We start from the raw sequence: 24,241 nt of genomic DNA, 5'->3' as shown, positions 1-24,241 counted from the left end.
GATATCGGCTGGCACGGCCCCCGCCCGGTGCGCGAGGCTGACGCCATGGCATCTCTCGTGCGGCACGTGACGATCGACAGTTCCGACCCCTACACCCTGGCGACCTTCTGGGCCGCCGTCCTGGACACCAAGGTCTCCGACGACGACCGGCCCGGTGACCCGGAGGCGCTGGTGGAGACGGCCGGCAGCGGCCTGCTCTTCGTCACGGTGCCGGAGGCGAAGTCGGTCAAGAACCGGGTGCACCTCGACCTCCAGCCGCAGGACCGCAGCCGCGACGAGGAGGTCGAGCGTCTCCTCGCGCTCGGCGCCACGCTCGTCGACGACCGCCGGAACGCGGACGGTACGGGGTGGGCCATGATGGCGGACCCGGAGGGGAACGAGTTCTGCGTGGAGCGGTCGGCCGCCGAGCGCGCGCAGTCATCCGGACAGGCGGAGTGATCGAGACAGAAGGTGTCGGGAATTCGGTGTTTCCTTGAACCATGGGAAACACCGACACCGGAGTCACCTGGGCGGCCTTCGCGGCCGCCGAACCCGCGTTCGCCGAGACCGTGCGGGAACGCTTCGGGCAGTTCACGCACCACGCTCTGGCCACCCTGCGCACGGACGGCTCGCCCCGGCTCAGCGGCATCGAGGCGGGGTTCCGCTTCGGTGAGCTGTGGCTCGGCATGATGCCGAACTCCCGCAAGGCCTTCGACCTGCGGCGCGACCCGCGCCTCTCGCTGCTCGCCAACCCGGGCGCGGGGACCGACATGGGCGGCGGCGACGTCCGGGTCTCCGGGCGGGCGGTCGAGGTCACCGACGCGCAGACCGTCGCGCGGTACGTGGAGGCGGCCGGCGAGCCGCAGCCCTTCCACCTCTTCCGCGTCGAGCTCACGGAGGTGGTCCGCACCTTCGTCGACGGGGACGAGCTCGTGGTCCGCACCTGGGCGCCGGGGCGCCCGGCGCGGACGCTCCGGCGCGGCAACGACGACAGCGCCCCGCGCGAGGAGTCATGACCCGCCGTGGGTCTCCACGGCCGCGTCGTCGTACGTCTCGACGACTCCGCCGTAGGTCTCCATGACCCGCGCCCGGCACCAGGACGGGGTGCCCCAGGCGTCCCTGAGGGGCCGGGCCTTGCGCAGCCAGAGGGAGAGGTCCAGCTCCTCGGTGTAGCCGACGGCGCCGTGGATCTGGAGGGCGGTACGGGCGGCGGTGTACGCGGCCTCGCCGGCGGCGACCTTGGCGGCCGCGAGATCGGTGCTCCGTAGCGTGACCGCTGCTCCGAGGACGAGGGGGCGGGCGAACTCCAGGGCGATGAGGGTGTCGGCCAGGCGGTGCTTCACGGCCTGGAACGAGCCGATGGGCGCCCCGAACTGGCTGCGCTGCTTGGCGTACACCACCGTGCGGTCGAGCAGGGTGAGCCCGACACCGAGGGACTGCGCGGCGGTGGCGAGCATGGCCCAGTCGCGCGCCTGCGCGACGGCGGCCGCGACGGCGGGCCCGGCCGCCAGCACCTCTCCACCGGACGCGGGCCGCGCGAGCCGGCGCGCCGGGTCGGCCGACGCCCGTACCTCCTCGTGCCCGGGGGCGAGCCGGAGCTCGTCGCCGTCCACGACGAGGATCACGTCGGCCCGGTCGGCGTCGAGGGCGAGGCCGCTCGTTCCGGCCCCCGACCCGGCAGCCGCGGCCCGGCCCCCGGGCCCGCCTTCCGCCCGGCCTCCAGCCATCCGGCCCCCGGGCCCGCCTTCCGCCCGGCCTTCAGCCATCCGGCCCCCGGCCCGACCTTCAGCGCCGCCTTCAGCCATCCGGCCCCCGGCCCGACCTTCAGCGCCGCCTTCAGCCATCCGGCCCCCGGCCCGGCCTTCAGCGCCGCCTTCAGCCATCCGGCCCCCGGCCCGGCCGACGGCCAGCGTCGTCACCGACTCGCCCGTCGCCATCCCCGGCAGCAGCCGCTTCGCCGGGCCCGGTTCGCCTCGGTGTGCCAGCTCCGCCAGGAGCGCCGACGCGGCCACCGTCTCCACCAGCGGGCCGGGCACCCCGTGGCGGCCCGCCTCCACGAAGGCCGTCGTCAGTTCGACGGGCAGGGGGCCCAGGCCCTCGTACGGCTCCGGGACCGCCAGGGCGAAGAGGCCCGCCTGCGCGAGGCGGGACCACAGGGCGCGCCCCGGTGCCGGGTCGCCCGTCGCCCAGGCCCGTATCGCCGCCGGCGTGTCCGCCGCCGTCAGCATCGCGTCCAGCGAGCGCGCGAAGTCGCGCTGCTCCTCCGTCGGCAGGAATCGCATCAGCGCCGCCCCTTCGGCAGGCCGAGCAGCCGCTCGGCGATGATGTCGCGCTGGATCTCGTTCGTGCCCGCGTAGATCGGGCCCGCGAGGGAGAAGACGTACCCCTCGCCCCACGCGCCGTCCGCGGCCTCCCGCTCGTCGCCCAGCAGGTCGAGCGCCGTCTCGTGCAGGGCGATGTCGTACTCCGACCAGAAGACCTTGTTCAGGCTGGACTCCGCGCCGATCCCCCCGGCCCCCGCCGCGAACCGGGCCGCGCCGCCCGCCGTGAAGAGCTGGTACGCCCGCGCGCCGATCACCGCGTCCGCGACCCGGTCCCGCACCCCCCGGTCCTCGCCCGTCTCCCGCCACAGCCGGGCCAGCCGGTCCGCCGCGGCCAGGAAGCGGCCGGGGGAGCGGAGCGTCAGGCCGCGCTCGTTGCCGGTGGCGGACATCGCGATCCGCCAGCCCTGGCCGGGCTCCCCGATCACGTCCTCCTCCGGCACGAACACCTCGTCGAGGAAGAGCTCCGCGAACGCGGGCTTGCCGTCGAGGCGGCCGATCGGCCGGACCGTCACCCCCGGCGCCCGCAGGTCGAACATCAGATACGTCAGCCCCCGGTGCGGCCGCGCGGGGTCGGTCACCGGGTCGGTGCGGAAGATCCCGAAGGCCCGGTCGGCGAAGGCCGCCCGCGAGGACCAGGTCTTCTGTCCGGACAGCAGCCAGCCGCCGTCCGTCCGTACCGCCCGTGAGGTCAGCGACGCCAGGTCCGAGCCGGAGCCGGGCTCCGACCAGGCCTGCGCCCAGACGACCTCGCCGGTCGCCATGGGCGGCAGCACGCGGGCGCGCTGTTCGTCCGTCGCGTGGTCGAAGAGCGTCGGGGCGAGGAGGTTGATGCCGTTCTGCGAGACCCGGCCGGGTGCCCCCGCCGCGTAGTACTCCTCCTCGAAGACCAGCCACCGGAAGATGTCGGCGTCCCGGCCGCCGTACCGCTCGGGCCAGGAGACCACCGACCAGCGGTCGGCGGCGAGTTCGGCCTCCCAGGCGCGGTGCGCGGCGAAGCCCTCCGCGGTCTCCAGCGAGGGCAGGGGCTCGGCGGGGACATGGGCCCGCAGCCACCGCCTGGCCTCCGCGCGGAACTCCGCCTCCCGTGGGGTGTACGAGAGATCCATCAGGCCCCCGCCTCCTTCATCGCCGCCACGTCCATCCCGCCCAGCGGGTCCGCCGCGGTCTCCGCGTTGTGGGCGTGCGCGAGATGGTGGAGGCCGAAGACCGCGTCCATGCCCGCGTGCAGGCCCTGGAGGTCCTCCGCCTGGTTGACGGCCCGCTTCGTCAGGGCGAGGCCAAGGCGGGGCATCTCGGCGATGCGCAGCGCCAACTCCGTCGTGGCGGCGGCGAGTTCGTCGCGCTCGACGACCCGGTTGACCATGCCGAGCTCGTACGCCCGGCGGGCCGTCATCCGGTCCCCGGTGTAGAGGAACTCCTTGGCGATCCGGGGTGGCATCACCCACGGGTGGGCGAAGTACTCGACGCCCGGGATCCCCATCCGTACCACCGGGTCGGCGAAGAAGGCGTCCTCGCTCGCCACGATCAGGTCGCAGACCCAGGCCAGCATCAACCCGCCCGCCACGCACGCCCCTTGGACGGAGGCGACGACCGGCTTGGGCAGTTCGCGCCAGCGTCGGCACATGCCGAGGTAGACCTCGGACTCGCGGGCGAAGCGGGACTCGGCGCCGCGCTTGTCGGAGTGGTCCCACCACAGTCCGGCGCGGCGCTCGAAGGGGAGGTGGGCGTCGCGTTCGGGAGTGCCGATGTCGTGGCCCGCGGAGAAGTGCTCGCCCGCGCCGGCGAGCACGACCACCGCGACCTCGGAGTCGTCCGCCGCCCGGTAGAAGGCCTCGTCCAGGGCGTAGGTCATGGCGGAGTTCTGGGCGTTGCGGTAGCGGGGGCGGTTCATCGTCACGTACGCGACCGGGCCGCGACGCTCGTACAGCACGGGCATCTCGCTCCTTCCCTAACAAGTGTTTGGTAGGTTAACGTACGGCCATGAGCAGCGCCATGAGCAGCGTCGAGGAGTTCCGCACCGAGATACGCACCTGGCTGCAGGCCCATCTCGACGGTGAGTTCGCCGCCCTCAAGGGCCTCGGCGGGCCGGGCCGCGAACACGAGGCGTTCGCCGAACGCCTCGCCTGGGAGCGGCACTTGGCCGCGCACGGCTGGACCTGCGTCGGCTGGCCGAAGGAGTACGGCGGGCGCGGCGCGAGCATCGAGGAGCAGATCGCCTTCCACGAGGAGTACGCCCTCGCCGACGCCCCCGCCCGCGTCAACCACATCGGCGAGCAGCTCCTCGGACCCACCCTCATCGACCACGGCACCGAGGAGCAGAAGGCCCGCTTCCTGCCTCCGATCCGCGCCGTCGAGGAGCTCTGGTGCCAGGGCTACAGCGAACCCGACGCCGGCTCCGACCTCGCCGCCGTCCGCACCCGCGCCGTGCGCGAGGGGGAGGAGTGGGTGGTCACCGGGCAGAAGATCTGGACCTCGCTCGCCCACGAGTCGCAGTGGTGCTTCGTCGTCGCCCGCACCGAGCCCGGATCGCGGCGGCACGCCGGACTCTCGTACCTGCTCGTCCCGCTGGAACAGCCCGGCGTCGAGGTCCGGCCGATCGTCCAGCTCACCGGCACCAGCGAGTTCAACGAGGTCTTCTTCGACGGCGCCAGGACCGACGCCGCGCACGTCGTCGGCGCGCCCGGCGACGGCTGGCGGATCGCCATGGCCACCCTCGGCTACGAACGCGGCGTCTCCACCCTCGGCCAGCAGGTCGGGTTCCGGCGCGAGTGGGAGGGCCTGGTCGCGCTCGCCCGGCGCAACGGCGCCCTCGCCGACCCGCTCGTCCGCGACCGGCTCGTCCGGGCCTGGACCGGCCTCCAGGCCATGCGGGCGAACGCCCAGCGCTCCACCGACCCCTCGACGGCCAAGCTCTACTGGTCGCACTGGCACCGCGACCTCGGCGAACTCGCGATGGACATCTGCGGCGCCGCCGCCACCGTCGTCGCCGCCGAGCCGTACGAACTCGACGAGTGGCAGCGGCTGTTCCTCTTCTCCCGGGCCGACACCATCTACGCCGGATCCAGCGAGATCCAGCGCAACCTCATCGCCGAGCGGGTGCTCGGCCTCCCGAAGGAGCCGCGCCCATGACGCCCCCCGCCTACGTCCCCGGGCACGGCCTGCTGGCCGGCCGGTCCGCCGTCATCACCGCCGCCGCCGGCGCCGGTATCGGCGGCGCCACCGCCCGCCGCTTCCTGGAGGAGGGGGCCAGGGTCCTCGTCAGCGACGCCCACGCGCGCCGCCTCAAGGAGACCGAGGCCGCCCTCGCCGCCGAGTTCGGCGCCGACCGGGTCGACGCCCTCGCCTGCGACGTCACCGACGAGACCCAGGTGCAGGCCCTCTTCGGCACCGCCGTACGGCTCCACGGCCGCCTCGACGCCGTCGTCAACAACGCCGGACTCGGCGGCACCGCCGCCCTCGTCGACATGACCGACGAGCAGTGGAGCCGCGTCCTGGACGTCACCCTCACCGGCACCTTCCGCTGCACCCGCGCCGCACTGCGCCACTTCCAGGGCGCCGGCCACGGCGGGGTGATCGTCAACAACGCCTCCGTGGTGGGCTGGCGCGCCCAGGCCGGGCAGGCCCACTACGCCGCCGCCAAGGCCGGCGTCATGGCCCTCACCCGCTGCGCCGCCGTCGAGGCCGCCGCCCACGACGTCCGCGTCAACGCCGTCTCCCCGTCCCTCGCCATGCACCCGCACCTGGTCAAGGTCACCTCCGCCGAGCTGCTCGCGGACCTCACCGAACGAGAGGCGTTCGGGCGGTACGCCGAGCCCTGGGAGATCGCCAACGTCATCGTCTTCCTCGCCAGCGGCTACTCCTCCTACATGACCGGCGAGACGGTCTCCGTCAGCAGCCAGCACGCGTAGGACGAGAATGGAACGGTGCCGACCACCAAGAAGAAGACCCAGGTGACCGCCTCGCCCGAGCGGCGCCGAGAACTCCTCGACACCGCCGCCGAGGTGTTCGCCGCCCAGGGGTACAACGCCACGACCGTACGCAAGATCGCCGACGCCGCCGGCATGCTCGCCGGCAGCCTCTACTACCACTTCGATTCCAAGGAATCGATGCTCGACGAGATCCTCTCCACCTTCCTGACCGAGCTGTGGGAGGGGTACGACGCCGTCCTCGCCGCCGGACTCGGACCCAGGGAGACCATCGAGGCCCTCGTCACCGAGTCCTTCCGGGAGATCGACCGGCACCGCGCCGCCGTCGCCATCTACCAGAAGGAGTCCAGGCACCTCACCGACCAGCCCCGCTTCCACTACCTCTCGGACTCGCAGCAGAAGTTCGAGAAGGCGTGGCTCGGCACGCTGGAGCGCGGAGTGGAGGCCGGGGCCTTCCGCGCCGACCTCGACATCCGGCTCACCTACCGGTTCGTGCGCGACACCGTCTGGGTCGCCGCGTCCTGGTACCGCCCGGGCGGACAGCACAGCCCGGAGGAGATCGCCCGCCAGTACCTGTCGATGGTCCTGGACGGCATCGCCCTGGACACCGCCGTGGAAACAGCCGCGGACACCGCCGTAGATTCGTAACCAGCTGGAGGAGTCGTCATGGCCGAGGCCTACATCGTCGAAGCGGTCCGCACCCCGGTGGGCCGCCGCAAGGGAGGCCTGGCCTCCGCCCACCCGGCGGACCTCGGCGCGCACGTCCTGAAGGCCCTCGTCACCCGCTCCGGCATCGACCCCGCCGCCGTCGAGGACGTCGTCTTCGGCTGCCTCGACACCGTGGGCCCGCAGGCCGGCGACATCGCCCGTACGGCCTGGCTCGCCGCCGGGCTCCCCGAGGAGGTCCCCGGCGTCACCGTCGACCGCCAGTGCGGCTCCTCCCAGCAGGCCGTGCACTTCGCGGCGCAGGGCGTCCTCTCCGGCACCCAGGACCTGGTCGTGGCCGGCGGCACCCAGAACATGTCGATGATCCCGATCGCCTTCGCCTCCCGGCAGGCCGCCGAGCCCCTCGGCCTGACCGAGGGCCCCTACGCGGGCTCCGAGGGCTGGCGCGCCCGCTACGGCGACGCACCCGTCAACCAGTTCCACGGCGCCGAACTGATCGCGCGGAAGTGGGGCATCACCCGCCGTGACCAGGAGGAGTTCGCCCTCCGCTCGCACCGGCGGGCGCTGCGCGCGATCGACGAGGGCCGCTTCGCGCGGGAGACCGTCGCCTACGGGGACGTGACCGTGGACGAGGGCCCGCGCCGCGACACGACGGCGGAGAAGATGGCCGGCCTCAAACCGGTCGTCGAGGGCGGCACCATCACGGCGGCCTGCTCCTCCCAGGTCTCCGACGGCGCCGCCGCGATGCTCCTGGCCAGCGAACGGGCCGTACGCGAACACGGCCTCACCCCCCGCGCCCGCGTCCACCACCTCTCGGTGCGGGGCGAGGACCCCATCCGGATGCTCTCCGCGCCCATACCGGCGACCGCGTACGCGCTGAAGAAGACCGGCATGACCATCGACGACATGGATCTCGTCGAGATCAACGAGGCCTTCGCCCCGGTCGTCCTGGCCTGGCTGAAGGAGACCGGCGCCGACCCCGCCCGGGTGAACGTCAACGGCGGTGCCATCGCCCTCGGCCACCCCCTGGGCGCCACCGGGGTGAAGCTGATGACCACGCTCCTCCACGAGCTGGAGCGCACGGGCGGCCGCTACGGGCTCCAGACCATGTGCGAGGGCGGCGGCCAGGCCAATGTGACGATCATCGAGCGGCTCTGACCACCGCTCGCGCGCCTCTTTCCGCCCCTCGCGGTGTGACGTGCGTCGCCGCTCCGCCCCTCGGGCGGGGCGGCGTGCTAAGGTCTGAGAGTTGCTAGTTGGTACCCATGAACTTTATGTGCGCCTGACGGGAATGTTCCTCAGGCGCAATTTTGTTTTCCGGACTCTCCGGGATGGGACCCTTACCTATTCAGGAGAAAATTATGGCCACCGGAACTGTGAAGTGGTTCAACGCCGAAAAGGGCTTCGGCTTCATCGAGCAGGACGGCGGCGGCGCCGACGTCTTCGCCCACTACTCCAACATCGCGACCTCCGGCTTCCGTGAGCTGCAGGAAGGCCAGAAGGTCACCTTCGACGTCACGCAGGGCCAGAAGGGCCCGCAGGCGGAGAACATCCTCCCCGCCTGATCGCCGTACGCGATTCTCGCAGCCGGGGCCCGCACCGCGCAGGTGCGGGTCCCGGCTCGCGCTGTGCTCAGGCGCTCTGCTCGGGCGCTCTGCTCAGGCCAGGAAGGTATTTCCCATGACTCGCTCCGAAAAGCGGCCCCGTCGGGCCGCCGAATCCCGTTCCGGAACCATGTCCGGAAATTCCCGCCGTGGCTCCGCCGCCCCCCAGGGCAGCGGCAGGGCGAAGTCCGCAGGCCGTGGCCGCGGACCGGCCACGCCTCCGCCGCCGCGTGAGTTCACCCTGCCCGAGACGCTGACGCCCGCGCTCCCCTCCGTCGAGTCCTTCGACGCCCTCGACATGCCCGCGGCCCTGGTCAAGACGCTCAACGCGCAGGGTGTGACCGAGCCGTTCCCGATCCAGGGCGCCACGCTGCCGAACTCGCTCGCCGGCCGGGACATCCTCGGCCGCGGCCGCACCGGCTCCGGCAAGACCCTCGCCTTCGGCCTCGCGCTCCTCGCCCGCACCGCGGGCCGCCGCGCCGAGCCCAAGGCGCCGCTCGCCCTGGTCCTCGTGCCCACCCGCGAGCTGGCCCAGCAGGTCACCGACGCCCTCGCCCCGTACGCCACCTCGGTGCAGCTGCGGCTCGCGACCGTCGTCGGCGGTCTGTCGATCACCAAGCAGTCGAACTCGCTGCGCCGTGGCGCCGAGGTCCTCGTCGCCACGCCCGGTCGCCTCAAGGACCTCATCGAGCGGGGCGACTGCCGGCTCGACCAGGTCGCGATCACGGTCCTCGACGAGGCCGACCAGATGGCCGACATGGGCTTCATGCCGCAGGTCACGGCGCTGCTGAAGCAGGTCGAGCCGGACGGCCAGCGGATGCTGTTCTCGGCCACCCTGGACCAGAACATCGACCGCCTCGTGAAGATGTTCCTGACCGACCCGGTCGTGCACTCCGTCGACCCCTCGGCCGGCGCCGTCACGACGATGGAGCACCACGTGCTCTACGTCGCCGACGAGACCGACAAGAAGGCCGTCACCACCCGCATCGCGGCCCGCGACGGCCGCACCATCCTCTTCCTGGACACCAAGCGGGCCGTGGACCGGCTGGTCAAGCGGCTCCTCGCGAGCGGTGTCCGGGCGTCCGGTCTGCACGGCGGCCGCTCGCAGCCGCAGCGCAACCGCACCCTGGACCAGTTCAAGACCGGCCAGGTCACCGTCCTGGTGGCGACCAACGTGGCGGCCCGTGGCATCCACGTCGACGACCTCGACCTCGTCGTGAACGTCGACCCGCCCATCGACCACAAGGACTACCTGCACCGCGGCGGCCGCACCGCCCGGGCTGGCGAGTCCGGCAGCGTCGTCACCCTGGTCCTGCCCGAGCAGAAGCGCGACATGAGCCGCCTGATGTCGAACGCCGGGATCTCCCCGCGCACGGCGCAGATCAAGTCGAGCGACGAGGAGCTGACCCGCCTCACCGGCGCCCGTGAGCCCTCGGGCGTCCCGGTCGTCATCGAGGTCCCGCAGCCGACCCAGCCCGCGAGCGCCCGCAACGGCGGACAGCGCGCGCGCCGTGGCGGTGGCGGCGGCGCCGGTGGCGGTGGCCGCTCCCGTTCGGGCGCGGGCGCCCGCACGGCGACCGGCGGTTCGCGCACGGGCGCCGGTGCGGGAGCTTCCCGTACGGGTACGGGCGCGGGCGCTTCCCGCACCGGCGCGGGTGCCGCCGGTGCGCGTACGGGCGCGGGCGGTTCGTCCACCCGTGGCCGCGGCGCCGGCGGTGGCCGTGGTCGCCGCGCGGGCGGCGCCGTCTAGTCGACGAGCCGGTCCTGGAGCTCCGCCAGCGTGCGCGGCTCCAGGCCGAGGCCGACGGTGAGGTAGCGGAAGAGACCGCCGTAGCCGCGCCGCACCTCGGCCAGCGCGGCCTCCAGATACGGCAGCCGTACCTCCTGCATCGGGATGAGCAGCTCCGGGTTCCGCATCAGCCCGGACTGCCGCAACCCCTCCCGCAGGTGGGCGTCATGGGCGGCCCGGAAGGTGTTGGAGGCCAGGAAGTCCTCCACGACGTACCGCTCCGGCACCCCCACCACCGTCAGGAGCAGGTAACTCAGCCAGCCCGTACGGTCCTTGCCCGAGGTGCAGTGGTACAGCAGCGGGCGGCCGCCGGGCCGTGCGACGTCACGGATCGTGGCGGCGAACCGCGCCCGGTTGTCGGCGCTGGTGACGAACGAGCGGTAGACCTCCGCCATGAACGCGGGCGCCCGGCCGCCGCCCAGCATCTCCTCCTGCTTCACCGGGTCGCCGGAGCCGATCGCGGACCGGATCAGCGCGTTGAGACCGTTGTCGGTCACCGGCCGTGCGACCGGGACGAGCCCGCCGGGCAGCCGGTCGGCGCCGTCCGACCGCACCTCCAGCGGAACGCGGAAGTCGACGACCGAGCCGAGGCGCAGTCCCGAGAGCGTCGTCAGGTCGGCGTCCGTGAGCTTGCCCAGGGCGTCACCCCGGTAGACCAGCCCCCGGCGTACCCGGTCGCCGCCGTACGTGAGATATCCGCCCAGGTCACGGACGTTGACCGCGCCCTGGAGCGGGATCAGCTCGGCGGTCGTCGCGCCGCGGTGCCGACGGTGGGGCGCCGCGACGGCCGGGGGAGGGGCGAGCGCCACCAGGGCGGTGGCGCCGGCGGTGCTCAGCAGTGCGCGTCTCGAAAGGGGCATGGCGGAACTCCCTGTGCTGAACTCCCGTACGGGGAGAGCGGTTTCACCCTGGTGTCGGCAGGGTGCGGAGCACTTTCTCGGCCTCGGACATGACCCGCAGGACGAGGTCCTCGCAGCTGGGCAGGTCCTCGATGACCCCCGCGACCTGGCCGGACGCCATGACACCGAGGTCGGTACGGCCCTCGACCATGGACGCCCTGAGGAGCATGGGCGTGTTCGCGGCGAGCAGGACCTGGCTCCACGACAGGTCCTTGCCGTGCTTCATCGCGAGACCGTCACGGACCATGGCCGGCCACGACAGCCCCGAGACCGCGCGGAACCCCGCCGCCCTGCGGACCGCCTGCGCCAACGCCCGTACCCGGCCCGCCCGTTCGAGGGCGACGACCAGCTCCGTACGGAGCATCCGGTGCGGCAGCCCGTCGACGGCCGTCGTCACCGTCACGTCCTTCACGGTGGCGGCGAGGTACCGCGCCTTCACGGCGTCGGGGACGGTGGAGTCGGAGGTGAGCAGGAAGCGCGTGCCCATGGCGATGCCCGCCGCGCCGTAGGCGAGCGCCGCCACCAGACCACGGCCGTCGTGGAAACCGCCGGCCGCGATCACCGGAATGTCGACCGCGTCCACGACCTGCGGCAGCAGCACCGTCGTCGCCACGTCGCCGGTGTGGCCACCGCCCTCGCCACCCTGCACGATCACCGCGTCCGCGCCCCAGGCCGCGACCTTCTCGGCGTGCCGCCGCGCCCCGATCGAGGGGACGACGACCACGCCCGCGTCCTTCAGCTCCGCGATCAGGTCGCGGGACGGGGCGAGCGCGAAGGAGGCGACCCGCACCCCCTCGTCGATGATGATCCGCACCCGCTCGCGGGCGTCGCCCGCGTCCGCGCGCAGATTGACCCCGAAGGGCCGGTCCGTCCGCGACCTCACCTCGCGGACCGCCGCGCGCAGCTCCTCGACGGTCATCGTCGCCGAGGCGAGGATCCCGAGGGCCCCGGCGTTCGCGGTGGCGGAGACCAGGCGGGGGCCCGCGACCCAGCCCATGCCGGTCTGGACGATCGGGTACCGGACGCCGGTGAGCTGGGTGAGCGCCGTCTCCATCAGACCCGTACCTCCCGGTCCCGCAGCCCCCTGGGGTCGATCACCTCACGGATCAGCCGCAGCTCCTTTGGCGTCGGCTCGCGGGTGTACGGGACGTCGTCGCCGATCACGAGGTCGAAGCCGGTCGCCTGCCGGACCTGCGCCACGGTGACGCCGGGGTGCAGGGAGGCGAGGCGCATGGCGCGGCCGGGCGTCTCGAAGTCGAAGACGCCGAGGTCCGAGACGACCCGGGGGATCCGGTGGAAGCGCTCGGCCCCGGCGGCGGCCGCCCGGTCGTAGCCGACGCCGCTGACCATGTCCACGCGCTCGACGAAGACCCTGGGCGAGTGTTTGGGGATCCAATAACTGACCGGATTGTTCAGGGTGTTGACGGGCGCGCCGCGGACGCCGAGGAGCTGGCGGGCGGGCCGCGACCAGTCGCCGACGCAGGAGATGTTCTGGTTGCCGTGCCGGTCGATCTGGCTCGCGCCCATCATGACGTGCCGCTTGCCGCCGGTGACCATCGTCAGATGGCGGCGGTACGGCAGCCAGCCCTCGGGCTCTCCGTCGAGGCCGACCAGCATCGCCTCGCCGTCGGTGAGCAGCAGGTCGGGGGCGAAGGAGCGCTTGGCCAGCCGGGCGCCGAAGGAGGAGACGGGGGCCATGGCGGCGGCGAGGACCTCGCCGTTGTCGCGCCAGGCCTCGGCGCAGGCGACGACACAGTATTCCGAACGGCTGATCATCGCTGCTCCTCGTGCCAGGTCCGGACGGCCTGCTGGTAGTCGTCCTCGCTCTTGCCGGACAGGAAGCGGGCGGAGAACGCGGGCCAGGGGGTGGTGGCGTACATCCTCTGGAAGGGCTCGTCGCGGTCGTGGTCGGGGACGCAGGAGGTGAAGTGCGCGCCGTTCGGGGTCTCCACGACGCCGGTGACGCTGTGCCGGCTGACGAGCAGGGACTGGGGGGCGGTGCCGGCGTCGAACCGGTCCACGAGCTGTTCGCAGGAGACGTACGCGGTGTCGGCGGCCTCGCAGAAGAGGTCGTCGAAGTACGGGTCGGGGCCCAGGTACTGGCCGTTGCCGAGCCGGTCGGCGCGGTTGAGGTGGACGAAGGCGGCGTCCATGCGCAGGGCGGGCACGGCGACGAACGTCTCCCCGTCCTCGTACGGCGAGGTGACCGTCCGCAGTTCGGGGTTGACCGTCATGACGTCCGAGCCGAGACCGGCGCGGACGGGCAGGAAGGGCAGCCGGTTCGCGGCGGCGTGCAGGCCCCACATGAACATCGCCTCGTCGAGCTCGGTCATGGTGAGGTCGCCGCGTTCGCGGGCGGCACGGAAATGCGGCTCCAGCGGGATGGAGTCGAGGGTGGTGAAGGCGGCGACGAGCCGGCGGATCCGGCCCGCGGCGGCCAGCAGACCGACGTCGGGGCCGCCGTAGGACACCACGGTGAGATCGGTGATCTCGGACCGGAGCAGCGCTCTGATCAAGGCCATCGGCTTACGGCGGGAGCCCCAGCCGCCGATGCCGAGGGTCATGCCGGAGCGGAGACGGCCCACCACCTCGTCGGGTGTCATGGTCTTGTCGGTCACGGGGTGCCCTCCTTGCCGAAGGTGTCGCGGACGCGGTCGGCGACACCGCTGAGGTTGGCCTCGAAGGTGAAGCCCTGCTCGAAGCGGTAGCTGCGGCGTACGTCGACGGGGTCGATGCCGTTGAGGGCGGCCTTGGCGAGCCGGATCAGATACCCGTCCTTGCGCGCGATCTCGCTCGCCAGCTCCAGTGCCGCGTCGAGCAGTTCGGCGCGCGGGACCACCTTCCAGACCGAGCCGTGGGCGTGCAGCTCGGCCGCGGTGGCGGTGCGCGAGGTGTAGTAGAGCGCGCGCATCAGGTGCTGCGGGACCAGCCGGGCGAGATGGGTGGCGGCGCCGAGCGCGCCCCGGTCCAGCTCCGGCAGGCCGAAGGTGGCGTCCTCGGAGGCGACGACGGCGTCCGCGTTGCCGACCAGCCCGATGCCGCCGCCCAGACAGAAGCCGCCGACGGCCGCGACGACCGGCACCTCGCAGTCGTAGACCGCCGCGAACGCCTCCGCGCAGCCGTGGTTGGCGCCGATGAGGCTGCCGTGGCCGGGGTCCCGCTGCATCTCCTTGATGTCGACGCCGGCGTTGAAGCCGCGGCCCTCGGCGGTCAGGACCACACAGCGGGTCTCGGGGTCGCGGCCGGCGGCGCGGACGGCGTCGGCGAGGTCGTACCAGCCGCGTACGGGCAGGGCGTTGACGGGTGGGAAGTCGACGGTGACGAGTGAGATGCCCTTGGCGGGGCTTGTGGTGGAGACACCCATGAGCGGATCAGCTACCTTTCCACCAAACATTTGTTAGGTGACTGCTTGGTCAGGAAAGGTAGCAGCCGATGGAGCTGGACGGGAGGGTGGCCGTCGTCACCGGCGGCACGCGGGGGGTCGGCGCGGGCATCGCGCGGGCCTTCCTCGGGGCGGGGGCGCGGGTCGTCGTCTGTGCGCGCCGGCCACCGGACGAGCCGGTGACCGGCGCCGGCCGGCGGGCCGACTTCGTCCCGGTGGACCTGCGGGATCCGGTGGCGGTCGGCGCGTTCTTCGCGGACGTCGGGGAGCGGTACGGGCGCCTGGACGTGCTGGTCAACAACGCGGGCGGCACGCCGTACCGGCTGCTGGGGGAGGGGGAGGCCGAACGGCACGCGCGCGTCGTGGAGTTGAACCTGACCGCCCCGCTGACCGCGTCGCTCGCCGCGCACGAGCTGCTGCGGGACGCGCGCGGCTCGGTCGTCATGATCGGCAGCGTCAGCGCGACCCGCCCGTCGCCGGGGACGGCCGCGTACGGCGCGGCGAAGGCCGGGCTGGAGAACCTGGCGCGGTCGATGGCCGTCGAGTGGGCCCCGTACGTGCGGGTGAACACGCTGGTCCTCGGGATGGTGCGGACCGAACTCGCCCACCTGCACTACGGGGACGAGGACGGGGTCGAGGCCGTCGCCCGGACCGTGCCGCTAGGCCGGCTCGCCGACCCGTCGGACGTGGGGGAGGCGGCCGTCTTCCTCGCGTCCGACCGGGCCGGATACGTCTCGGGGGCCTCGCTGTTGGTGCACGGGGGCGGCGAGCGCCCCGCGTTTCTGGATGCCGCGACCGTCAACAAGGGGAGCTGAGATGGGACTGCGTGAGGGACTGTGCGACGGCCGGGTCGTGATCGTGACGGGCGCCGGGCGGGGGCTGGGGCGGGCGCACGCCCGGGCGTTCGCCGCGGAGGGGGCGCGGGTGGTCGTCAACGACCTGGGGGTGGGTCGTGACGGCTCGGCGGGCTCGGGCTCGCCGGCCGGGCAGGTGGTGGAGGAGATCCGGGCGGCGGGCGGGGAGGCGGTCGCGCACGGCGGCGACATCGCCACGGAGGAGGGTGCGGCGTCGCTGGTGGCCGTCGCGCTGGACACCTTCGGGCGCCTGGACACCCTGGTCAACAACGCGGGCTTCCTGCGGGACCGGATGCTCGTGAACCTCGGCGAGGACGACTGGGACGCGGTGATGCGGGTCCACGTGAAGGGTCACTTCCTGCCGCTGCGGCACGCGGCCGCGTACTGGCGGGCGGCGTCGAAGGCGGGGCGCGAACCGGTGGCGCGGGTGGTCAACACCACGTCCGGAGCGGGCCTGTTGGGCAGCGTGGGGCAGGGCAACTACGCGGCGGCGAAGGCCGGGATCGTCGGCCTGACCCTGGTCGCCGCGGCGGAGATGGCCCGTTACGGCGTCCAGGTCAACGCGATCGCCCCGGCGGCGAGGACCCGGATGACGGAACAGGCCTTCGCGGGCCTGGAAGGCGTCCCGGAGGACGTCTCCCCGCTGGTGGTCTGGCTGGGCTCGGCGGCCTCCGCCGGCGTCACGGGCCGCGTCTTCGAGGCGGAGGCCGGTCGCATCACCGTGATGGAGGGCTGGCGCCCGGGCCCCACGGCCGACAAGGGCGCCCGCTGGGACGCGGCGGAGGCGGGGGAGGCGGCCCGAAAGCTCCTGACGGCGTCGGAGACGCCGTGGCCGGTGTATGGGTCGGGGGGTTGAGGGGTTGAGGGGCCGGGGGTCGGGGGCTGAGGGGGTGAGGGCTGGGGGTCGAGGGGCTGGGGGTCGGGGGCTGCCCGGCGCCCCGCCTCCTGCTTGTCCGGTCACGGCTGGTCCGGCGGCGTGGCGCTGCGCAGCGTGCGGATCGCCGGGGTCGCGAACAGGGCCACACAGCCCGCCAGGCAGGCGGCGGCCGAGACCAGGAGCAGTCGGTCGGGGGAGGCCAGGGCGAGCGCCGGTCCGGCCAGCATCTGGCCCAGGGCGATACCCGACACCGAGCCCGCCAGTTCGTAGGCGGAGACGCGGTTGAGGGCGGCGGGAGGGGTGTGGGTCTGGACGGTCGTGGCCCACATCACCGACCAGAACGCCAGGGCGCCGCCGCCGATGACATGGCCCGCCAGCAGCACCGGAAGGCCGGCGCTCAGGGCCACGCCGAGCGGCAGCACGGTGTACAGCGCCATCGCCACCGCACCCGCGGCCAGCGGGCGGGCCGGGCGGACCCGCAGAGCCACCAGGCCACCGAGCACCGTACCGGCGCCGAGGAAGGAGACCGCGAGGCCGTAGGCGTCCGGGCCGAGGCGTGCGCCCACCAGCGCCGAACTGAGCGGGACCACGGGCCCGAAGAGCAGCACGCCGTAGCCGACCCAGATCAGGATCACCGCCCACATCCAGGTGCGCGCGCGGAACTCCCGCCAGCCCTGGCGCAGGTCGGCGCGGAGCGAACCGGCGCCGCGGACGGCGGAGTCGGCGGCGGCAGGGGCGAGCCGGACCAGCGCCAGGCACAGGGCGCTGAGCAGGAAGGTGCCGGCGTCGATCGCGTACACGGTCCCCGCCCCCGCCAGCGCGATCAGCAGCCCCGCCAGCGCCGGGCCGAGCAGGTGGGCGAGCGCGTCGGCGACCTTGAGGGTGGCGTTGGCCCGTTGGGGCTCGCGCGCCACCAGCGGGACCATCCCGTTCGCCCCCGGCAGGAACATCGCGACGGCCGCACCGGCCAGCGCCGCCATCGTCACCAGCAGCCAGAACGGCGGCGTCCCCACGAAGAACGCGGCGGCCAGCACGCCCTGGGTCACCACCCGCACGAGGTCCGCGCCGATCATCATCCGGCGCGCGCCGAACCGGTCGGCCCACACCCCGCCGAACAGGACCAGGACGACGAACGTCCCCGTCCACGTGCCGAGCACGTAGCCGACCCCGGAGATCCCGTACAGCGCTCCGACGGCGAGCGCGGCCGCCACCGGCATCATCGCGTCGCCGACCATCGAGACGGTGCGGGCGGCGAAGAAGAGGGTGAAGCGCCGGTCCCACAGGGGTGGTCGGGCGGTCGGCTCGGCGGTGCGGGCGGTCGGTCCGGCGGTGCGGGCGGTCGGTCCGGCGGTGCGGGCGGTCGGTCCGGCGGTGGGGGCGGCGGGCTGGGTCCGGGTGTGCGGCTGCTCGGTGGTCACGCCCCGATAATGGTATGGACCAATCGGGCCGTCCCAGTGTCCTGAACGACATGATGGAGTACTTTCGCGCCATGACGTCTCGTCCGCTGCCGAACTCCCCGGCGCCGCACCGGGTGGTGGCCCTGCTGCGGTCCCCGCAGGCGACCTTTCCGCTGGCCTGCGCGACCGAGGTGTTCGGTGATCCCGGCCCGGCGATCCCCGTCCGCTACGCCTTCGAGGTCTGCACCGAGCACCCGGGCCCGGTGCGCACCGAGGCCGGCTACGACCTGCTGGTGACGGCCGGCCTCGACGCGCTGGAACGCGCGGACACCGTGCTCGTTCCCGGCTGGCCCCAGGCCTCCGACGCATCCGGAGCTCACGCCCCGCCCGCCCCTTCCGGCGCACCCGCCCCACCCGGCGCCGACGTGCCGCCCGGCGCACCCGCCCCACCGCGCGTCGACGTGCCGCCCGCCGTGGTCGCGGCGGTTCGGCGGGCGCACCGGCGCGGGGCCCGGATCGTGAGCATCTGCTCGGGCGCCTTCGTCCTCGCCGCCGCCGGGCTGCTCGACGGCCGGCGGGCCACCACCCACTGGGCCGGTGCCGCCGCGCTGGCCGCCCGCTTCCCGCGGGTCCGGGTCGACCCCGCCGTGCTGTACGTGGACCACGGCGACGTCGCCACCAGCGCCGGAGCGGCCGCCGGCGTGGACCTCTGCCTGCACCTCGTGAGCGCCGACCAGGGCGCCGCGTACGCGATGCGGGTCGCCCGCCGGATGGTCATGCCGCCGCACCGCGAGGGCTGCCAGCTGCAGTACGCGGACCTGCCCACCTCCGGTCCCGTCACCGACTCGCTGGCCCCGCTCCTCGAGTGGCTGGAGGCGCGGCTCGACCAGCCGGTCAGCGTCGCCGACATGGCGGCCCGCTCCCAGGTCTCGGCCCGCACGCTGACCCGGCGCTTCACCGAGCAACTGGGCATCAGCCCCGGACGCTGGCTGCTGGACCGGCGGATCGCCGCCACGCGGGCGCTCCTGGAGGAGACCGACCTGCCGGTGGAGACCATCGCCCGCCGGGTCGGCCTCTCCTCGGCCGTCAACCTGCGCCGCCGCTTCCACGAGGCCCTGCGCACCACCCCGGCCGCCTACCGGCGCGCCTTCCGCATGGCCGGCACCCGGTAGGGCCCGGGTTCGGACAGCACCCCGGCGACCGGAGCGACGCGAATCCCGCACAGTGGGAAACCGCGCTCCCGCCCCGCCCGCCGCCCTGCCTAGCCTCCCCGCATGCTCACAGAGACCGCGCGGCGACGGGTCGCCGATGTACTCGCACGGGCCGAGCGGGCGCGGCGGCCGGTCGAGCCGCTGGGGATCGGGGTCGAGGACGCGTACCGCGTCCAGTTGCTCACCATCGCGGACCGGCAGGCCGCCGGAGCCACCGTCGTCGGGCACAAGGTCGGCCTGTCCTCGGCCGTCATGCAGCGCATGATGGGCGTCGACGAGCCGGACTACGGCCACCTCCTCGACGACATGGAGCTCCACTCCGACCGGCCCGTCCCCGTCGCCCGCTACTGCGCGCCCCGCATCGAGGTCGAGACCGGCTTCGTCCTCGGCGCGGACCTTCCCGGCGCGGGCTGCACCGCGGCCGACGTCCTCGCCGCGACCGAACGCGTCGTCCCCGCCCTCGAGCTGATCGACAGCCGGATCGCCGACTGGCGCGTCACGATCGGCGACACCATCGCCGACAACGCCTCCTCCGCGGGTTTCGTCGTCGGCGAAGGCCGTCCACCGGCCGAGGTCGACCCCCGGCGGGTCGACGTCCGGCTGTACGAGGACGGGGCGCCGATCGCCGAGGGGCGCGGCGACGCCGTCCTCGGCGACCCCGCGCGCTCCGTCGCCTGGCTCGCCAGGACCGTCGCCCGCTTCGGCGTCGCACTGAAGAAGGGCCATCTCGTCCTGCCCGGGTCCTGCACCCGTGCCGTCGACGTCGCCGAAGGACGTACGTACACCGCCGAGTTCACCGGGCTCGGTTCCGTCTCCCTCTCCTTCTGCTGAGGCACGATGACCACCCCGACCACCCTCACCGCCGCCATCGTCGGCTCCGGCAACATCGGCACCGACCTCCTGTACAAGCTGCTGCGCTCCCCGCACATCGAGCCCCGCTGGATGGTCGGGGTCGACCCCGGGAGCGAGGGGCTCGCCCGGGCCCGCAGGCTCGGCCTGGAGACCTTCCACGACGGGGTCGATCGGCTCCTCGACGGCTCCGGGGACCTTCCCGACCTCGTCTTCGAGGCGACCTCCGCCGCCGTCCACCGCGCCAACGCCCCCCGCTACCGCGCCCTCGGCATCAGGGCCGTCGACCTCACGCCGGCCGCTCTCGGGCCCGCCGTCGTCCCGCCCGCCAACCTCACGGCCCATGGCGACGCCGACAACGTCAACATGATCACCTGCGGCGGCCAGGCCACCATCCCCATGGTCCACGCCGTCTCCCGCGTCGTCCCCGTCCGCTACGCCGAGATCGTCGCGTCCGTCGCCTCCGTCTCGGCCGGACCCGGCACCCGCGCGAACATCGACGAGTTCACGCGGACGACCGCGCGCGGCATCGAGACCATCGGCGGCGCGGACCTGGGCAAGGCGATCATCATCCTCAACCCCGCCGACCCACCCGTGATCATGCGCGACACGGTCTTCTGCGCGATCCCCGAGGACGCGGACCGGGAGGCGATCGCCGTCTCCGTGAAGCAGGTCGCCGAGGAGGTGCGGGAGTACGTCCCCGGCTACCGGCTGCGCGCCGAGCCGCAGTTCGACGACGCCTCCGACGTCAACGGCGGCATGGCCCGCGTCGGCATCTTCCTGGAGGTCGAGGGCGCCGGTGACTACCTCCCGCCGTACGCCGGGAACCTCGACATCATGACCGCCGCCGCCACCAGGGTCGGCGAGGAGTTCGCGAAGCGGAGCCCCCGATGACCCACCCGACGACGCCTACCCCCCACCCGACGACGCCGACGACGCCGACGACGTACGACATCCGGATCACCGACTCCTCCCTGCGCGACGGCTCCCACGCCAAGCGCCACCGCTTCACCGTCGAGGACGTACGCTCCGTCGTCGCCGCGCTCGACGGCGCGGGCGTCCCCGTCATCGAGGTCGCCCACGGCGACGGTCTCGGCGGCTCCTCCTTCACGTACGGCTTCTCCAGGACCCCCGAGCAGGAGCTGATCAAGGCGGCCGTCGAGACGGCGCGCAGCGCGCGGATCGCCTTCCTCATGCTCCCCGGCCTCGGCGTCAAGGACGACATCCGCGCCGCCGAGGCGAACGGTGCGAGCGTCTGCCGGATCGCCACCCACTGCACCGAGGCCGACATCGCGGTCCAGCACTTCGGCCTGGCGCGGGACAGGGGCCTGGAGACCGTCGGCTTCCTGATGATGGCGCACTCCACCACCCCCGAACTGCTCGCCCGCCAGGGCCGGATCATGGCCGACGCCGGCTGTCAGTGCGTGTACGTCGTGGACTCCGCGGGCGCCCTCGTCATGGACGAGACCGCCGACCGGGTCGCCGCCCTCGTCGCCGAGCTCGGCGACGACGCGCAGGTCGGCTTCCACGGCCACGAGAACCTCGCCCTCGGCACCGGCAACTCGATCGCCGCGATCAAGGCCGGCGCGCGGCAGATCGACGGCTCCACCCGGCGCCTCGGCGCGGGAGCGGGCAACACCGCCGTCGAGGCGCTCGTCGCCGTCTGCCACAAGATGGGGATCCGTACCGGCATCGACGTACTGAAGATCATCGACGCGGCCGAGGACGTCGTCCGGCCCGTCATGGACGAGGAGTGCCGGCTCGACCGGCTCGCCCTGCTCATGGGCCACGCCGGGGTCTACTCCAGCTTCCTCAAGCACGCCTACCGGCAGGCCGAGCGGTACGGGGTCTCCGGCGCCGAGATCCTGCTGCGCGCCGGGGAACGCCGCCTGGTCGGCGGCCAGGAGGACCAGCTCATCGACATCGCCGTCGAACTCGCGAAGGAGAAGGTGACCGCCCCATGACCACCGTCGACCTGCCGGACGCCGCCGACCAGGGGCCCCGCGTGATCCGCGCCGCCGCCCCGCCCACCCGGTTCGCCCGCGGCTGGCACTGCCTCGGACTCGCCCGGGAGTTCAAGGACGGCGAGCCCCACGAGATCGAGGCATTCGGGACCAAGCTCGTCGTCTTCCAGGGGCAGGAGGACGGGCGGTTGCACGTCCTCAACGCCTACTGCCCCCACATGGGCGGCAACCTCGCCCACGGCACCGTCAAGGGCGACGCCGTCGCCTGCCCCTTCCACGACTGGCGCTGGTCCGGCGACGGCCGGTGCGCGGGCATCCCGTACGCCCGCCGCGTCCCGCCCCGCGCGAGGACCCGGGCCTGGACCACCCTGGAGCGCAACCGGCAGCTCTTCGTCTGGCACGACCCCGAGGGCAACCCGCCGCCGCCCGACGTCACCATCCCCCGGATCGAGGGCCTCGACAGCGGCGAGTGGTCCGACTGGTCGTGGAAGACCGCCCGCGTCGACGGCTCGAACTGCCGCGAGATCGTCGACAACATCGTCGACATGGCGCACTTCTACTACGTGCACTACGCCTTCCCGACCCGCTTCACCAACGTCTTCGAAGGCCACGTCGCCACCCAGTACCTGGAGTCCACCCCGCGCCAGGACATGGACCTCGGCAACCTCAGCGCCCCGCTGCGCTCCGACGCCTCCTACTACGGACCCTCCTACATGATCGACCGCGTCTGGTCGGACATCGGCGGCGGTGTGGAGATGGAGAGCGTCCTCATCAACTGTCACTACCCGGTGAGCGCCGACAGCTTCGTCCTCCTCTACGGCACGATCGTGCGGAAGCTCCCGGGTATGACCGACGAACAGGTCGCCGACGCGGCGGAGTTGTTCACCGGCGGACTCGCCGTCGGCTTCGAGCAGGACATCGAGGTCTGGCGGAACAAGACCCGTGTCGACAACCCGCTGCTGAGCGAGGAGGACGGCCCGGTCTACCAACTGCGGCGGTGGTACGAGCAGTTCTATGTCGACGTGGGCGACGTGAAGGAGGAGATGGTCGAGCGGTTCGAGTTCGATATCGACACCACCCGGGCCAACGAGGCCTGGGAGGCCGAGGTCGCCGAGAACCTGTCGCGGCGCGCGCGATGACGCGGCCGGTGGAGTGCGCCACCTGCGGGAACCGGGTGCTGTGCGAGAAGTTCAGCCCCGCGCACACCTCCGTGCGGTGGTCGGCCCCCTCGGCCGCCGTGTGCCCGGTCATCCGGGCGCGCGTCGCGGCGGGCGAGCCGGCCGGGCGGGTCCGGCGCTGCGAGGAGCTGCGCGGCTCGATCGAGGCGGCGGTGGCGAGCGGCGCACTGGAGGTGACCGGTGCCGACCTTCCGTGACGTCGCCGGGGAGTCCGGTGCGGTCGCCGGGCCGGAGGGGGCCGTCCGGGCCGGGGGAGCCTCCCAGGACGCGGGGGTCTCCCAGGCCGGGGGAGACGTGGGTCCTGGGCGCGGCGTGCGGGTGCGGGTCGCCGAGGTCGTCCCCGAGACGGCCGACGCCGTCTCCCTCGTCCTCGACGCCGACTTCCCCTACCGCCCGGGCCAGTTCCTCACCGTACGGCTGCCCGACGGCGGCGCCCGCTGCTACTCCCTCGCCAGCTCGCCGCACACCGGCGAGGCGCCGAAGATCACGGTCAAGAAGGTCCCGGGCGGGCGCGGCTCCGGGTGGCTGTGCGAACGGGTGCGTACGGGGGACGAGTTGGAGGTGTTGCCGCCCGCCGGGGCCTTCACCCCGGCCTTCCCCGGCCGCGACATGCTGCTGGTCGCGGGCGGCAGCGGCATCACCCCCGTCATCTCGCTGGCCAAGTCGGCACTGGTGGCGGGCGCGGGACGGGTCGCGCTGCTGTACGCCAACCGGGACCAGGACTCCGTCGTCTTCCGCGACGAACTGCGCGAGCTGGCCGAGGACTTCGCCGGACGCTTCGCCCTCACCCACTGGCTGGAGTCCCTCCAGGGCCTGCCCACCACCGAGCTGCTCGCGCCCGCCCTGGCCCCGTACGCCGCCCGCGACACCTATCTGTGCGGCCCGGTCCCGCTGATGGACGCGGCGGAGGCGGCCGTACGGTCGGCGGGCGGTCGCCGGGTCCACCGGGAGCGGTACTTCTCGCTGACCGAGTCCGTCTTCACCCGCGAGGACGCGGTCGAGGGCGACGTCTCCTACACCGCCGAGGTCCACCTGGACGGCCGGGCCCACCGGGTCACCGGCGGACCGGCCACCCCGCTCCTCGACGCCCTCCTCGCGGCCGGCGTCGACGCCCCGTACTCCTGCCGCGAGGGCGCCTGCGCGGCCTGCGCCTGCCGGATCACATCGGGGGAGGTCACGATGGCCCGCAACGAGGTCCTGGACGCGACGGATCTGGCCGAGGGCTACGTCCTGGCCTGCCAGGCGGTGCCGCTCGGCGAGCGGGTGGAGGTGACGTACGAGTGAGGGCCGCACACGCCGATCTGCTCCTCCGGCCTCCCCGCGGCCGGACCCTCGTCCCCGC

At 73.5% G+C, this 24,241-nt stretch carries 26 protein-coding genes; 17 read left to right on the top strand and 9 right to left on the bottom strand.

Annotation, left to right across the window (positions count from 1 at the left end):
- Nucleotides 1-45 precede the first annotated feature (45 nt).
- A complete protein-coding gene (locus tag ACIPPS_RS16795; RefSeq protein ID WP_401432037.1) occupies nt 46-438 on the top strand; it encodes a VOC family protein in 393 nt (130 codons plus the stop codon).
- Nucleotides 439-479: 41 nt separating this feature from the next.
- Complete coding sequence (locus ACIPPS_RS16790) at nt 480-995, top strand: pyridoxamine 5'-phosphate oxidase family protein (protein WP_401432034.1); 516 nt, start codon at nt 480-482, stop codon at nt 993-995.
- Here the strand turns inward: ACIPPS_RS16790 and ACIPPS_RS16785 are convergent.
- The 3 genes from ACIPPS_RS16785 to ACIPPS_RS16775 are packed head-to-tail and all read right to left on the bottom strand — an operon-like array spanning nt 990 to nt 4,239.
- The gene (locus ACIPPS_RS16785) at nt 990-2,261 is read right to left on the bottom strand and encodes an acyl-CoA dehydrogenase family protein (protein ID WP_401432032.1); all 1,272 of its coding nucleotides are present in this window, start codon (nt 2,259-2,261) and stop codon (nt 990-992) included. The genes ACIPPS_RS16790 and ACIPPS_RS16785 overlap by 6 nt on opposite strands.
- Nucleotides 2,261-3,409 (bottom strand): acyl-CoA dehydrogenase family protein, encoded by a 1,149-nt coding sequence (locus ACIPPS_RS16780; RefSeq protein ID WP_401432029.1) that lies wholly within the window; start codon nt 3,407-3,409, stop codon nt 2,261-2,263. The genes ACIPPS_RS16785 and ACIPPS_RS16780 overlap by 1 nt, the downstream gene beginning before the upstream one ends.
- Nucleotides 3,409-4,239: an enoyl-CoA hydratase gene (locus ACIPPS_RS16775; protein WP_401432027.1), complete on the bottom strand. Its 831-nt coding sequence runs from the start codon at nt 4,237-4,239 to the stop codon at nt 3,409-3,411. Before ACIPPS_RS16775 ends, ACIPPS_RS16780 begins: the two co-directional genes overlap by 1 nt.
- Nucleotides 4,240-4,295: 56 nt before the next feature.
- On the opposite strand from ACIPPS_RS16775, the gene ACIPPS_RS16770 reads away from it, so the two are divergent.
- The 6 genes from ACIPPS_RS16770 (at nt 4,296) to ACIPPS_RS16745 (ending at nt 10,249) form a co-directional block, all read left to right on the top strand.
- Entirely contained in the window at nt 4,296-5,432 is a 1,137-nt protein-coding gene (locus tag ACIPPS_RS16770; protein ID WP_401433098.1) for an acyl-CoA dehydrogenase family protein, read from the top strand.
- A complete protein-coding gene (locus ACIPPS_RS16765) occupies nt 5,429-6,211 on the top strand; it encodes an SDR family oxidoreductase (RefSeq protein ID WP_401432025.1) in 783 nt (260 codons plus the stop codon). The genes ACIPPS_RS16770 and ACIPPS_RS16765 overlap by 4 nt, the downstream gene beginning before the upstream one ends.
- A 15-nt stretch (nt 6,212-6,226) precedes the next feature.
- Entirely contained in the window at nt 6,227-6,877 is a 651-nt protein-coding gene (locus ACIPPS_RS16760) for a TetR/AcrR family transcriptional regulator (RefSeq protein WP_401432022.1), read from the top strand.
- 18 nt (nt 6,878-6,895) lie between these two features.
- On the top strand, nt 6,896-8,053 hold the full coding sequence (locus ACIPPS_RS16755; RefSeq protein ID WP_401432020.1) for an acetyl-CoA C-acetyltransferase: 1,158 nt from the start codon (nt 6,896-6,898) through the stop codon (nt 8,051-8,053).
- 203 nt (nt 8,054-8,256) lie between these two features.
- Nucleotides 8,257-8,460: a cold-shock protein gene (locus tag ACIPPS_RS16750; RefSeq protein ID WP_290114082.1), complete on the top strand. Its 204-nt coding sequence runs from the start codon at nt 8,257-8,259 to the stop codon at nt 8,458-8,460.
- Between the two features lie 115 nt (nt 8,461-8,575).
- Nucleotides 8,576-10,249 (top strand): DEAD/DEAH box helicase, encoded by a 1,674-nt coding sequence (locus tag ACIPPS_RS16745; protein WP_401432016.1) that lies wholly within the window; start codon nt 8,576-8,578, stop codon nt 10,247-10,249.
- Here the strand turns inward: ACIPPS_RS16745 and ACIPPS_RS16740 are convergent.
- From ACIPPS_RS16740 to ACIPPS_RS16720, 5 genes are read right to left on the bottom strand one after another with little or no spacing between them, the layout of a single operon-like run.
- Nucleotides 10,246-11,148, bottom strand: a complete 903-nt coding sequence (locus ACIPPS_RS16740; protein ID WP_401432014.1) for a tyrosine-protein phosphatase — start codon at nt 11,146-11,148, stop codon at nt 10,246-10,248. The genes ACIPPS_RS16745 and ACIPPS_RS16740 overlap by 4 nt on opposite strands.
- A gap of 43 nt (nt 11,149-11,191) precedes the next feature.
- Complete coding sequence (locus ACIPPS_RS16735; RefSeq protein WP_401432011.1) at nt 11,192-12,241, bottom strand: NAD(P)H-dependent flavin oxidoreductase; 1,050 nt, start codon at nt 12,239-12,241, stop codon at nt 11,192-11,194.
- Nucleotides 12,241-12,963, bottom strand: a complete 723-nt coding sequence (locus tag ACIPPS_RS16730) for a CoA-transferase subunit beta (RefSeq protein ID WP_401432009.1) — start codon at nt 12,961-12,963, stop codon at nt 12,241-12,243. The genes ACIPPS_RS16735 and ACIPPS_RS16730 overlap by 1 nt, the downstream gene beginning before the upstream one ends.
- Nucleotides 12,960-13,805, bottom strand: a complete 846-nt coding sequence (locus tag ACIPPS_RS16725) for a CoA transferase subunit A (RefSeq protein WP_401432006.1) — start codon at nt 13,803-13,805, stop codon at nt 12,960-12,962. The genes ACIPPS_RS16730 and ACIPPS_RS16725 overlap by 4 nt, the downstream gene beginning before the upstream one ends.
- Complete coding sequence (locus ACIPPS_RS16720) at nt 13,802-14,551, bottom strand: enoyl-CoA hydratase family protein (protein ID WP_401432004.1); 750 nt, start codon at nt 14,549-14,551, stop codon at nt 13,802-13,804. Before ACIPPS_RS16720 ends, ACIPPS_RS16725 begins: the two co-directional genes overlap by 4 nt.
- Nucleotides 14,552-14,619: 68 nt before the next feature.
- On the opposite strand from ACIPPS_RS16720, the gene ACIPPS_RS16715 reads away from it, so the two are divergent.
- Nucleotides 14,620-15,384, top strand: a complete 765-nt coding sequence (locus ACIPPS_RS16715; RefSeq protein WP_401432002.1) for an SDR family oxidoreductase — start codon at nt 14,620-14,622, stop codon at nt 15,382-15,384.
- Between the two features lies 1 nt (nt 15,385).
- A complete protein-coding gene (locus ACIPPS_RS16710; protein WP_401431999.1) occupies nt 15,386-16,279 on the top strand; it encodes an SDR family oxidoreductase in 894 nt (297 codons plus the stop codon).
- A 101-nt stretch (nt 16,280-16,380) separates the two neighbouring features.
- Here ACIPPS_RS16710 and ACIPPS_RS16705 read toward each other — a convergent pair whose 3' ends face one another.
- Entirely contained in the window at nt 16,381-17,718 is a 1,338-nt protein-coding gene (locus ACIPPS_RS16705) for an MFS transporter (RefSeq protein WP_401431996.1), read from the bottom strand.
- Between the two features lie 71 nt (nt 17,719-17,789).
- On the opposite strand from ACIPPS_RS16705, the gene ACIPPS_RS16700 reads away from it, so the two are divergent.
- From ACIPPS_RS16700 to ACIPPS_RS16670, 7 genes are all read left to right on the top strand, one after another.
- On the top strand, nt 17,790-18,869 hold the full coding sequence (locus ACIPPS_RS16700) for a GlxA family transcriptional regulator (protein WP_401431993.1): 1,080 nt from the start codon (nt 17,790-17,792) through the stop codon (nt 18,867-18,869).
- Between the two features lie 102 nt (nt 18,870-18,971).
- Nucleotides 18,972-19,739, top strand: coding sequence for a 2-keto-4-pentenoate hydratase (locus tag ACIPPS_RS16695; RefSeq protein ID WP_401431991.1), 768 nt, complete (start codon nt 18,972-18,974; stop codon nt 19,737-19,739).
- 6 nt (nt 19,740-19,745) lie between these two features.
- Nucleotides 19,746-20,651, top strand: coding sequence for an acetaldehyde dehydrogenase (acetylating) (locus ACIPPS_RS16690; RefSeq protein WP_401431988.1), 906 nt, complete (start codon nt 19,746-19,748; stop codon nt 20,649-20,651).
- Nucleotides 20,648-21,721: a 4-hydroxy-2-oxovalerate aldolase gene (dmpG, locus tag ACIPPS_RS16685; protein WP_401431986.1), complete on the top strand. Its 1,074-nt coding sequence runs from the start codon at nt 20,648-20,650 to the stop codon at nt 21,719-21,721. The genes ACIPPS_RS16690 and dmpG overlap by 4 nt, the downstream gene beginning before the upstream one ends.
- A complete protein-coding gene (locus ACIPPS_RS16680; RefSeq protein WP_401431983.1) occupies nt 21,718-22,860 on the top strand; it encodes a Rieske 2Fe-2S domain-containing protein in 1,143 nt (380 codons plus the stop codon). Before dmpG ends, ACIPPS_RS16680 begins: the two co-directional genes overlap by 4 nt.
- On the top strand, nt 22,857-23,096 hold the full coding sequence (locus tag ACIPPS_RS16675; RefSeq protein ID WP_401431981.1) for a hypothetical protein: 240 nt from the start codon (nt 22,857-22,859) through the stop codon (nt 23,094-23,096). Before ACIPPS_RS16680 ends, ACIPPS_RS16675 begins: the two co-directional genes overlap by 4 nt.
- On the top strand, nt 23,080-24,183 hold the full coding sequence (locus ACIPPS_RS16670; protein WP_401431978.1) for a 2Fe-2S iron-sulfur cluster-binding protein: 1,104 nt from the start codon (nt 23,080-23,082) through the stop codon (nt 24,181-24,183). The genes ACIPPS_RS16675 and ACIPPS_RS16670 overlap by 17 nt, the downstream gene beginning before the upstream one ends.
- The last annotated feature ends 58 nt before the right edge of the window (nt 24,184-24,241 follow it).

The organism is Streptomyces sp. NPDC090127 (genome assembly GCF_044746945.1).
In the GTDB taxonomy this organism is placed as follows: Bacteria; Actinomycetota; Actinomycetes; order Streptomycetales; family Streptomycetaceae; genus Streptomyces.
This window is presented reverse-complemented; position numbering and strand designations above follow the sequence as displayed.